The sequence below is a fragment of the Mesorhizobium sp. M0664 genome (assembly GCF_040320565.1).
Lineage (GTDB): Bacteria > Pseudomonadota > Alphaproteobacteria > Rhizobiales > Rhizobiaceae > Mesorhizobium.
In genome coordinates, this window is sequence record NZ_JAMYPW010000062.1 from 1 (window position 1) to 11,350 (window position 11,350).

Genomic DNA, 11,350 nt, shown 5'->3' on the forward strand with positions numbered 1-11,350 from the left:
AACCACCATCCGCCACAACGATGTCCATACTGCCGTATCCGGTTCCGAATGACCCCAAAATCAATTCTGCCAAAGTAGTGCTAGGCCGTAGACTCATAAGCGCGAAGCCATAGCCTGATCGAAGCGAGCTGGATCATGGCGAGGAAGTTGGCAGCCAGCTTGTCGTAGCGGGTGGCGACGCGACGGAAGTGATTCAGCTTGGAGAAGAACCGCTCGATCAGGTTGCGCTCGCGATAGAGCCGCTTGCTGAAGCAGGGTTTCCACTTCCGGTTGCGCTTGGCCGGGATGTTCGGCGTGGCACCCTGCTGCTGGATCAGCTCCCGGATGCGGTCGGCATCATAGGCCTTGTCCGCCAGCACGATGGCGCGCGGGCCGAGGTGGTCGAGGAGTGTATCGACGATCTGCCCGTCATGGGCTTGCCCTGCTGTCAGGCCGAGCCGGATCGGCAGCCCGCACGCATCGACGACCACGTGGATCTTGGTCGTGAGCCCGCCTCGGGAGCGGCCGAGACATTGATCTGCATCCCCTTTTTTCCTGTCGCAGCCTGCTGGTGCGCCCGGATAGAAGTGCTGTCGATCAACTGGATTTCACCGTCATGCACGGCACTGACAGCGTCCATGAGCCGATGCCACACGCCTGCTTTTCGCCATCGCACGAAGCGGTTGTAACAGGTCGTGCGCGGTCCATAACGCTCCGGCAGGTCGCGCCACGGTGCGCCTGATCGTAGCACCCAGAAGATGCCGTTCAGCACGCGGCGGTCGTCCACGCGCGGCACGCCTCGCGGCTTGTTGGGCAGGAGCGGTTGGATCACGCGCCATTCGAAGTCGGTCAGATCATATCGGCTCATACAGCCGCTGAATCACATCAGCGACGATATTGAAAGGCCGGCTTCAGGGTGCCTGCTGTTCTGAGAAGGGAAGCGCTATGTCGTGCTCCAGCAGTGTAACCTTATAATGGTTGAGATATGACCACAGAGCGTTGCGAAGATCATTCAGTTCGTCGTAACCCGGCGAACCTCGCCCGACTTCCTTGCAGGCCAGATCCGCTCGCTGACACAGAATATAAAGGCTGTCACCCTGAACGAGAACGCCGGGGAAGGCCCGACCAGGATGCCGCATGACAGCGGCATTGGTCTTGTCCGATAGTATCTCGACGTTCTCGCTACGCATCAGTGTCTCGCGGATCGGCTTGCTGCACCGTCAGAGCATGAGCCCGCTCACTCCGCAACCCTTTATGGGTTCACGACCTAAAGGCGGTAAGTGCGGTTGATCGTGACGGCTCGAATCGCTCGCTTGTCGAGCAGTTCGCCATCGGCCCTTGACCTGAAGTTCGCCGAGCCTCCTTGCATGCTGCTTTAACCATTAACAACAAAACCTCCAAACATCTTTACGGAATCTTTACGAATGCAAGGCGGCGACAGTGATATATTTAAACAAAGTCTGAGGTCAGCCACGGCTGAAAAACTGCTTTTCGATTTACGCTCAGACGGCTATGCAACAAGCAATGTCGGAGTTAACAGCGATGGCGAGAAGAGTTCTTATCTTGGTGGAAGGCGCAAGTAATATGCTGCGGTACGTCCAAGCAGCACAGCATCATGGCCTACATCCAATCATCCTGTCGGCTAACCCAACCCAGTACGAATATCTTGCGTCGGAAAGCGTTGAAATAATTCGTGTCGATACAAACAGTATCGATGCACTGATCCACGAATGTTCCCGGCTGGATGCAATCTATGACATTGCTGGCATTACGTCCGCCATGGAATTGACCTATGCGACAGTTGGCAAGCTCTGCCGGCATTTCGAGCTACCAGGGCCGAACCCTGAGTCTATTGAACGATGCTGCGACAAATTCGTTCAACGTCAGCTTCTCGCCGGGGTCGGCATTCCGATACCGGCTTATCGCTTGGCAGCGAACGCGACGGACGTAGAACGCTCCGCCGCGGAGATCGGCCTGCCGGTGATTGTAAAGCCGGCGGCGGGCAGCGGGAGCAGGGGGGTCCGATTGTGTTCCAGCCTCGATGAGTTGGCCGAACATACGACCTATCTGTTGGGCGGGAAGCACATATGGCGGTCTTCGCCGAGGATACTGGTCGAAGAATTCGCACTAGGTCCCCATTATTGGACCGAGATAATGGGAGATGAGGTCATTGGAGCTGGCACCTGTGGCTTCGGTCCACCGCCGCATTTCGTCTACCATCAGTATGTCTTTCCGGCTCCGCTGACTGATGCCGAGCATGAGCTTATCGCCGATGTTTCGCTGAGTTGTCTGCGGGCTCTCGGCCTTGGCTGGGGGCCGACAAACATTGAATTCCGGTGGACGAAGCGCGGTCCGGTCGTCATTGAAGTCAATCCGCGTCTTAGCGGCGCGCCCGTGCCTGAAGTGGTTCAAGCGGCTTGCGGTGTCGATCTCCTCACAGAGCACATCAAGCTTGTCATCGGCGACCAATGGAATTTGTGCAGAAGCCAATCGCAGACTGGGGCTGCGCGATTCTTGGTTGCGGATCGCGATGGCGTCCTCGATTGGATCGATGGCGTCAGTCGGGCAGCTGCGATACCAGGTGTCGTCCAAGTCAAATTGTATGTTGAACCAAAAAGACCCATCGTTAGGAAAGGCGATGAGCGAGACTGTATCGGACATGTCGTCGCCGCTTCACCCACGCCTGCTCGGACCCAGGCGATACTTCAGCGGGCCACCGACCTAATCGATTGGTCGATCACATCATTTCCGGCCCGCGGCGAACATTAACAAATCTGCCCCTCGGACGTAATAGAGGATAAGCCTTTTTTGTTCCCTCTATGATAACTCCTCCTCAACCAAGTATTGATTACGCGCAGCTTCAGCGGAAGTGCGTATTCCGACGAAGCCGGCCATCGATTCCGATTTGAAGCCGGCCGGTCATTCCGATTTCAATCCGGCCGGTGTTCCGATTTGAAGCCGGCCATTTTTCGGACTGATCCTGGGTCTCGTTGATGTTTGGATTGGGTTTCGTTTCAGGTCAAGCTTGAGCTGTTTCAGACGCTCTTGGCGAGCGCTGTTTTCGCATGCTTTCACCGGTGAGATCGATGCGATAGGCGTTGTGAACGAGGCGGTCCAGGATGGCATCGGCCAGAGTTGGGTTTGCAATGATCTCGTACCAGCGATCCAGAGGCAGCTGACTGGTGACGATTGTCGATCGGCGTTCGTAGCGGTCTTCAATGATCTCAAGCACATCACGCCGCTGGTCATCATTGAGTTTTTCCGGTCCCCAGTCATCGAGAATGAGAAGGTCGGTTTTGGCAAGTTGCTTGAGGATCCGGCCATAACGTCCGTCGCCTCTGGCAAGGGCAAGAGTTGCAAACAGCCTGGGAACGCGGTGATAGGCGACGGAGAAGTCTTCGCGGCAGGCCTTGTGGCCGAGAGCGCAGGCCAGCCAGCTCTTGCCCACGCCCGCCGGCCCGGTGATGAGAAGACTGTGATGCTTTCTGATCCAGTCGCAGCCGGCGAGCGCCATGAACAGATTGCGGTCAAGACCGCGTGCGGCACGGAAGTCGGCATTCTCGATCTGTGCGTCATGGCGCAGCTTTGCAGCCCTGGCGCGGGCTTCGAAACGCTTCTGGCGGCGCATGGTAGCCTCGCGCTCAAGCAGCATGGCAAGCCATTCGCCATGCTCGAGGCCGCGTGCTTCGGATTGTGCGTCGAGCTCCTGGAAGGCGGTGGCCATGCCATGAAGGCCGAGTTCGCGCAGCATGTCGATGGTGGGATGGATAAGCATTGGTGTGTCTCCTCAATGAAAGTAATCAGGGCCACGCAGATTGGCGTGATCGACGATGGCGGTCGGTTCGGTGGAATGCCTTGCGGCCTTGTGATTGGCGATAAGCGAGGCAATGCTCTTGCAGTTCAGGCCACCGATCTCGACAGCGCGGGCTGACACAGCTTCGGCGCGATCGCGTGTGACATCGCGAAACAGGCGCAGGACACCCAGGCATGTTCGAAAGCCTTGTTCAGGATGTGGGCGGCTGGCGAGGATTGCGACAATCAAGCCTTCCGTCTCGGGGCCGACGGATGCGGCCCAGCGACGGAAGCGATCTGGCGTCCACTCGGCATAGCGCCGGTGGGAGCTGGGCATGTGATCCGGATCGGTTCCATGGCGAGGACCGCCATAGCGGCGCTGATGCACCGCGACGCGCTTGCCGCGGTGGAAGATCTCGATGGTGCGTGCCGTTGCTCTCAGATCGACCTGCTGGCGAATGAGGCTGTGCGGCACGGAATAAAAGAAGGTCTTGAACTCGACGTGGTAATCCGTCGAGACGCGGGCCAAACGCCATTCGGCAAACTCGTAATCCTCCAGTGGAAGACTGGCCAAAGCCGGGCGCTCGACACTCTCGAACAGCTGCCGGCGACTGACGCCCAGCCGGCGCATGACGTGATCATTGATGCGATCGAGTGCCTGGCGAATGGCGGCATTGGCCTCGGCCAGCGAGAAGAAGGTCTGATTGCGCATCCGCCCCAGAATGCATGATTGGGCGAAGCGGACGCCGTTCTCGACTTTGGATTTGTCCTTCGGCCGTCGCGGCCGTGCCGGCAGGACACCGACACCATAGTGGGATGCCATCATGCCGTAGCTGCGGTTGATCTCGGGATCGTAGAAACTGGCGCGGCTGACGCCAGACTTCAAATTGTCGGGAACGACCAACCGGGGAACGCCCCCGAAGAAACGAAACATCCGAACATGCGAGCCGATCCAGTCGGGAAGTGTTTGTGTCCATGTTGCTTCAGCATAGGTGAAGCTGGATGCGCCGAGCACTGCCACGAAGATCTCTGCCTCGCGGATCTCACCGGTCTTGCGATCAACAATCGGGATCTTCTTGCCGGAATAGTCGACGAAGACCTTGTCGCCGGCCGCATGCTCCTGGCGCATCGTCGGCGAAAGCCGCTGCTCGAAACTGCGAAAGAGTTCGCAGAAGCGACTGTAGCCGTATCCTTCGGGATGCGACCCACGATACTCCTCCCAGAGGATGAGCAAGGTGACACCGGGCTTCTTGAGCTCGACGGCAAGATCGGCCCAGTTTGGTTCTGTGCGTCTTCTCGTGCCCTGTTTGACGCCGTTGCGAGTGAAGAGTTTGTTCTCGAGCGCATCGTCGGTCAGTTCGCCCGGCAAGGGCCAGCTCAATCCAACCGCCGCTGCGCGCTGCAGATTATCCTGCACCGTGCTGCGCGCTATTCCCAGACGACGGCAATCTCGCGGGAGCTGGTCCCGCTTCCGGCAAGCCGCAGCATTTGTCGTAACTGTCTCATGGTCAGCCTTCTCTTTGCCGGCATCAAAATCTCCCCGTTCATCGCGGGGCATTTGATGCCAAAGTTGCTGACCCAGGAGGTAATGTTCAGTGCCGAAAACTGGCCGACTTTTGATTGGAATGGTGGCCGGCTTCAAATCGGAATGGTGGCCGGTCTTTGATCGGAATGGCGGCCGGCTTCACGTCGGAATCCGCAGCGGAAGGTCGATTCAAGCGTTTCTGCGCCGCGCGAGATTGCATGGGGTTCATCAGCAGGTCGAGGCCGCCCCTGAGGCGCGGACTCCGGGAATAAGCGTCTACTCGCCTTCCCCGCGTCGTTTCGGCCTGCAGCGCTTGGGACTCCCGTGTGCATTGAAGACTTCGCCACGCCGCGGCCTCGCTCGTCGCAAAACGCCCGCGGGTGCGCAACCTCACCACTGGATGGCGGGCGACGGTAAGGATCTCCAACCCGACCTCGACCGACTTCATCGGCACATCGTTCACGACGGCGCTCGACAAGAAGCTCTATCAGCTTCCCCGACCACCAGTTCGAAATCCTCGCGGCCCTGAAGGTAGCCCACCTGATCTCTCCCTGGGTCCCAATGTGCTGCACAAGAACAACACCGGCTCGAAAGTGTGGGCCGACACGGCCTATCGCTCCAAGAAGTACAAGGCATGGCTGGAGAAGAACGGCTACGTCTCCGACATCCACCACAAGAAGCCGAAAGGCCGACCGATGAGCGAGGCGACGTCGCGGGCCAACGGCCGGTGCTCCACGATCCGCGCCTTCGTCGAGCACGTCTTCGCGCAGCAGAAATCCCGCATAGGCCTGTTCGTGCGAACGATCGGCATGGCGCAGGCCAAGACCAAGATCGGCATGGCCTACAATCTCACCCGCTTCGTCTGGCATCAAGGGCGCACTGCGCCCGCATGATGCCAAAGGCGGTCGATGCCGCGCCGCAGCGGCGTCACGATCGGCCCCGAGCATCAAAATCATCGACCAAAAGACCAAGCGCTCGGGGGGTATCAGGTTGTGCCCGACCTCATCGCGGGCCTAAACCCTGCGAAATGACGGTAGTTCGAGGTGTCCAGTTGGATTGGAGCTCGAAGACCTCGTCACCTCGGCGACCGAGGATGAACTTGCCGCGCAGGCCGCGGCGGCGAAGACGCAGACGGTGCGCCCCTTCTCGCGCAAACGGCCGATGCGCAAGCCATGGCCGACCGACATCGAGCGCGAGCGCATCGTCATCGAGCCACCCAGCACCTGCGCCTGCTGCGGCGGATCGCGGCTGTCCAAGCTGGGTGAGGACGTGACCGAGACGCTGGAGGAGATCCCGCGCCGCTTCAAGCTAATCGAAACGGTGCGCGAAAAGTTTACCTGCCGCGATTGCGAGAAGATCACCCAGCCGCCGGCGCCGTTCCATCTCACGCCGCGCGGCTTCATCGGTCCCCAACTGCTGGCGACAATCCTGTTCGACAAGTTCGGCATGCATGCTCCACTCAACCGCCAGAGCGCGCGCTTCAAGGCCGAGGGGATCGAGCTGCCGCTGTCGACGCTGGCCGATCAGGTCGGCCACGGAACCTTCGCCGTCATGCCGCTCTTCCAGCTGATCGAGCGCCATGTGCTCGCGGCCGAGCGCCTTCATGGCGACGACACCACCATTCGCATCCTGGCGAAGGGCAAGTGCGCGACCGGGCATATGGACCTACAAGGCGCAACTGGACCTTCGCCGGTTCCCAGCGCGGCGCCGACCGCGCCGCCGTAATGCTTACCTTCATCACCACGGCACGCCTCAACGACGTCGACCCAAAAGCCTGGCTCGCCGATGTCCTGGCCCGCATTGCTGATCTTCCCGCCTCGCGTCTGCACGAACTACTGCCCTGGCAATGGAAGCGCCTGCCGAAAAGCCCGCCGATCAGCAGGCCGCCTGGTCACCCACCGCCATCATAGAGCCCGCCGCGCCCACGCGCATGTGCGAATCATGCGGCCTTCGTCGGATGCGTAACTTTGGGCTTGCTTCATCCAGATGAACAAGTGGTTCGTGTTCATATCGTGACGCCGCCACAACCGACACCGGATCACCGGACCCCTGCCCCTCACGCACGATCGCCAGCTTCTGCTCGACCGTCCAGGAGCGGCGGGTTCGCTGTCGGCCCGCACCCGTCGGCAGCGGCAGGGCCGCGGACGAGCTCGCTTCCACCATCGACGGCTGCTCCATAGCCAGATACTTCATTCGCCAAGCGTCCACTTAATCTAAGCGGACACTAACGCCTCAAGGTACGCGTGAATAGCCGGCCTTCGTCGTATGCATCCCAAGAACGCCATCGATGCCCGTTTCAAAGACGTCGAACCGGTGACGGTTGTCGACTACACGCGTGACACGTCATTGACGTCCATACCGACGAAGAAAGCCTACCGAATGGATGCGGTTCATCTCCATATGGACATCTTGAACCTCCGCTGACATGCTCGAAAGCACCGACGTCGAGGGCGAGACCTGTCACAAGAGGACGCTCCGCTTTCTCAATCTTCAGTAAAGCCGTACGCAGAATCTTAGCGGCGTCGGATGCCCTGCGTGTCGATTTTCACAACCAGCGCCTCCACGCGGTTGTTAGGACGCTGCCCGACTGCTCGATATCGTCAAGACTGGGGGCCGCAACTCGCTGGCGCGCAAGCCCAGCTTGGCCAGGACCATCAGAATCGCATAGTCTCGATGCGCCATTGCCGCGGTCCGATCGCAGGCATCGAAACCTGCTGGACCTTCTTGGCGGCAGGAAGGTTGGGAAACCCGCAAGCCGCTATCGGCCGATGGACGGCACGCAATCGGCCAAGGCTAACGAAATGAAGGCCTTCAGACGCAAATAGCGCAGGAAGGCGCGCACCGCACATCGCCTTGCCGCTGTCGGCGGAGCCATCAAGAGCATGTCGCTCGACATTACCGATGACGATCTTCGGGGTGAGCGCTGCAAACCCATCTGCGCCAGCCGGACATATCGACACGCACTCTACAGATCCTTGCTCCAGCAATGTAACCAAACGCCAGCACATGTCTTCTCGTTGCAAGTCATGGCGAAGGAATAATTTGTCGCATGACCTTTTCTTGCCGTAATCGCCGGTGCCTATTGGGCAATAGGCGGATAATGTCACCATGATAGTCGGGAGGATTTAAACTCGTGACACCAGTAGTTGCTCTAACGGGAGTGTGGTTTCACGCCCCAGCGGGAAATGGCATCTGAAGCTGTGCTCGCTGTCTTCTGGGCTTTTTGAAGGTTCGGGGAACACGCGATGACAGATATCCTGCGCATAACGACAACGGGTGTGGAACTCGCAACCGGATGGCCGCCTCATCAGGCTCGGCAGCTCACCCTTGAGTTCTATTCGGTTCAGCACGGCATCCGGGTCAGGCTCGGGATTGGCCGCAAGCAGCGCCTCGGTGTAGGGATGACGCGGGTCCTCAAAGATACGCTCGGTCGAACCGACCTCAATAAAGCGGCCTAGATACATGATCGCCATGCGATCGGTCATGTGGCGCACCACGTTAAGATTGTGCGTGATAATCAGGATCGCCATGCCGAGTTCATCCTGAAGCCGCGCGAGGAGGTTTAGCACCTCGCCCTGCACCGAGACGTCAAGTCCTGCGGTCGGCTCATCGGCAATGATCAAATCCGGATTCAGCGCAAGAGCACGCGCGATACCAACGCGCCTGGCCTGACCTCCGGAAAGCTGATGGGGGTAGCGGCGAGCAAAATCCGGCGGTAAGCCGACCATGCGCAGCAGGCGCTCGGCTTCGCCTCCGGCATCGCGCTCCTTCAGCCCATGGATCCGGAAAGGCTCCGTCAGCAATGATCGCACGGTCAGCCTTGGCGAAAGCGAGCCGACCGGATCCTGGAACATCATTGCCATGCGCCGCAGGTAGGGCTTGCGTTCCGTCCCGCTTAGCTCCTCAATTTCCTGTCCGTCGAAGCTGATGCTGCCGCTCACAGCCCGCTGCAAGCCGATGATCGTGCGCGCGATAGTCGATTTGCCGGAGCCGCTTTCACCAACAAGGGCAAGTGTCTCGCCCTTACGGATTTCAAAGGACACACCGCATACTGCGTCGATGAAAGGGGCTTTCGTCCCGGTTGCGAACGCCTTCAGCGGACCCACGGTGCGGAAGCGGATGCGCAGGTCCTCAACCCGAAGCAGCGCGCTCATGCCGAAACCAACCGTTCTTCGTCGAGGAGATGGCATCGCGCGACTTGGTCCACCCCGATGCTGTATTCGACGGGGTTCTCTTGCACACAGCGGTTGTACCCATGTTGGCAACGTGTGCGGAAAATGCATCCCACCTTGCTGCCGAGGAGACTCGGCACCTCGCCGGGAATGGTCGGCAAAGTGCGCGTGCTTTTTTTGATCCGCCCCGGATCGCATTCAAGCAGCGCGCGCGTGTATGGATGAGCAGGATTGTGGAAGATGTCCCGAACCGCGCCCTGCTCCACTACTTCGCCCGCATACATGACGACGACCCGGTCGCACAACTCAGCTACCGCGCCGAGGTGGTGGGAGACGAAGAGGATCGAGCAACCAATTTCTTTTTGCAGATCCTTGAGCAAATGAATGATCTGCACTTCCAGTGTTGCATCGAGCGCGGTGGTTGGCTCGTCGGCGACGAGTAGCGTTGGCTTCACAAGAAGCGCCATGGCAATGCAAACGCGCTGACGCATGCCGCCAGAGAAGTGATGCGGATAGGCGCGGATACGGCTTTCCGGATCCGGGATTCCGACCCGGTGAAGCATTGCTAGGGCGCGAGCGCGCTTTTCGCTGCGGCTTCCCTGTTCGTGGTGCTGGATGTCGATCATCTGGCTCTCGATGGTCCGCACAGGATTGAGTGCGGTCATCGGGTCCTGAAAGATCATCGAGAGACGATCGCCGAGCAGGCTGCGACGCGCTGGAGCGGGCATTTTGAGCAGGTCTCGACCTCCGAACAGCATGCTGCCGGCTGTGACATCTGCATTTTCTGGAAGCAGGCCCATCACTGTATACGCGAGCGTCGACTTTCCGGATCCGCTTTCGCCGACTATGCCAATCACCTGGGCGGCTGGGACGTCGAGAGAAACATTACGCAGCGCATGGACGCGCCCGCGCGGCGTGCCAAAATCGAGATTTAGGCCACGGATCTCAAGAAGTGGCCGGGGGGACGTATGTTGTGTGAGATCGTGGCGTCTCATAGGTCTTTCCGCAGCTTGGGATCGAATATGTCGCGCAGCGCCTCGCCCAGGAACGTGAAGCCAAGCGTCGCCAGGACGATGGGAATGCCGCCGGCGAGGACCATCCAAGGTGTCCTGTCGATAAAGTTATAGCCATCGTTGAGGATACCCCCCCAATCAGGCGTTGGTGGGCGAACGCCCATGCCGAGAAAGCTGAGACCCGCCTCTACCGCGATGACGGCCGGCACGTCCATGCTCACCAGAATGAGAAGCGGACCGAGGACATTGGGCAGTACGTGCACGGCCAGAATACGCGTCGTGCCGGCCCCCATGCTGCGCTCTGCAGCGATGTATTCACTGCTGCGTAGTGCTTCTGTCTGGGTGCGCACGACACGCGCGTAAATGGGCATAGACGTGATCGCGATGACTAGAATGACACTCGCCAGACTAGGCCCCAGAAGCGCGATCATAGCCAGCGCGAAAATGATACCTGGAAACGACCGGATCGTATCGAAGATGAGCAGAAGCAAATTATCCAGCCAACGCGGCCCGAAGCCTGCGATGAGACCAAGCACCACGCCGACCCCCAGCGCACTGCCGAGAGAGGCGAAAGCAACAAGGAGCGGCATGCGACCGCCCATGATGGTGCGAGAAAACGTGTCTCGGCCCAGTTGGTCCGTACCCAGCAGAAAATCCAGTGAAGGTGCGGCGAGACGCGGTCCGACCATGATTTGGATCGGATCATGAGTGATTATCAATGGAGCAAAGATCGCGCTCGCGAACACGAACATGACGAGCACGGCTCCAAGCACACCCAGACGGTTCTTGCGAAGTTGCCGCAGGAAGCGAAAGGCGCTGGCACCCGTGGCATCGCTGAGTTCGGGACGGATGGCTTCAACGCTTACCAT

At 59.4% G+C, this 11,350-nt stretch carries 11 protein-coding genes and 2 pseudogenes; 4 read left to right on the forward strand and 9 right to left on the reverse strand.

The features are described from left to right. Positions 1-80 precede the first annotated feature (80 nt). Together NKI39_RS31310 and NKI39_RS31315 are read right to left on the reverse strand one after the other, a co-directional pair. A protein-coding gene (locus NKI39_RS31310; protein ID WP_352836715.1) for an IS5 family transposase occupies positions 81-847 on the reverse strand; the annotation gives its coding sequence in 2 pieces (ribosomal slippage) (positions 81-535 and positions 535-847; 768 coding nt in all). 43 nt (positions 848-890) lie between these two features. After that, positions 891-1,169 (reverse strand): DUF6959 family protein, encoded by a 279-nt coding sequence (locus NKI39_RS31315; protein WP_352458679.1) that lies wholly within the window; start codon positions 1,167-1,169, stop codon positions 891-893. 352 nt (positions 1,170-1,521) lie between these two features. Between NKI39_RS31315 and NKI39_RS31320 the strand changes: the two genes are divergently transcribed. Next, complete coding sequence (locus tag NKI39_RS31320) at positions 1,522-2,748, forward strand: ATP-grasp domain-containing protein (RefSeq protein ID WP_352836717.1); 1,227 nt, start codon at positions 1,522-1,524, stop codon at positions 2,746-2,748. A 250-nt stretch (positions 2,749-2,998) separates the two neighbouring features. Here NKI39_RS31320 and istB read toward each other — a convergent pair whose 3' ends face one another. Together istB and istA are read right to left on the reverse strand one after the other, a co-directional pair. After that, on the reverse strand, positions 2,999-3,754 hold the full coding sequence (gene istB / locus NKI39_RS31325) for an IS21-like element helper ATPase IstB (protein WP_125007203.1): 756 nt from the start codon (positions 3,752-3,754) through the stop codon (positions 2,999-3,001). Between the two features lie 12 nt (positions 3,755-3,766). Then, positions 3,767-5,277, reverse strand: a pseudogene (gene istA, locus NKI39_RS31330) (IS21 family transposase). Between istA and NKI39_RS34390 the strand changes: the two are divergent. The 3 genes and pseudogenes from NKI39_RS34390 to NKI39_RS31340 form a co-directional block, all read left to right on the forward strand. Further along, the gene (locus NKI39_RS34390; protein WP_189556919.1) at positions 5,276-5,437 is read left to right on the forward strand and encodes a hypothetical protein; all 162 of its coding nucleotides are present in this window, start codon (positions 5,276-5,278) and stop codon (positions 5,435-5,437) included. The pseudogene istA and the gene NKI39_RS34390 sit on opposite strands and share 2 nt — an antisense overlap. 239 nt (positions 5,438-5,676) lie before the next feature. Then, a complete protein-coding gene (locus NKI39_RS31335) occupies positions 5,677-6,189 on the forward strand; it encodes a transposase (protein ID WP_352836721.1) in 513 nt (170 codons plus the stop codon). Positions 6,190-6,352: 163 nt separating this feature from the next. Continuing rightward, positions 6,353-7,206: pseudogene (locus NKI39_RS31340) on the forward strand (IS66 family transposase); the annotation flags it as partial. On the opposite strand, the gene NKI39_RS31345 reads toward NKI39_RS31340, so the two are convergent. The 5 genes from NKI39_RS31345 to NKI39_RS31365 all read right to left on the reverse strand — a co-directional run bounded on the left by NKI39_RS31345 (position 7,172) and on the right by NKI39_RS31365 (position 11,350). Continuing rightward, complete coding sequence (locus tag NKI39_RS31345; RefSeq protein WP_352836761.1) at positions 7,172-7,489, reverse strand: hypothetical protein; 318 nt, start codon at positions 7,487-7,489, stop codon at positions 7,172-7,174. The pseudogene NKI39_RS31340 and the gene NKI39_RS31345 overlap by 35 nt on opposite strands. A gap of 461 nt (positions 7,490-7,950) precedes the next feature. Beyond that, a complete protein-coding gene (locus tag NKI39_RS31350) occupies positions 7,951-8,406 on the reverse strand; it encodes a hypothetical protein (RefSeq protein ID WP_352836724.1) in 456 nt (151 codons plus the stop codon). A 15-nt stretch (positions 8,407-8,421) separates the two neighbouring features. Continuing rightward, entirely contained in the window at positions 8,422-9,450 is a 1,029-nt protein-coding gene (locus tag NKI39_RS31355; RefSeq protein WP_352836726.1) for an ABC transporter ATP-binding protein, read from the reverse strand. Then, the gene (locus NKI39_RS31360) at positions 9,447-10,463 is read right to left on the reverse strand and encodes an ABC transporter ATP-binding protein (protein WP_352836729.1); all 1,017 of its coding nucleotides are present in this window, start codon (positions 10,461-10,463) and stop codon (positions 9,447-9,449) included. The genes NKI39_RS31355 and NKI39_RS31360 overlap by 4 nt, the downstream gene beginning before the upstream one ends. Beyond that, positions 10,460-11,350 (reverse strand): ABC transporter permease, encoded by an 891-nt coding sequence (locus tag NKI39_RS31365; RefSeq protein WP_352836730.1) that lies wholly within the window; start codon positions 11,348-11,350, stop codon positions 10,460-10,462. Before NKI39_RS31365 ends, NKI39_RS31360 begins: the two co-directional genes overlap by 4 nt.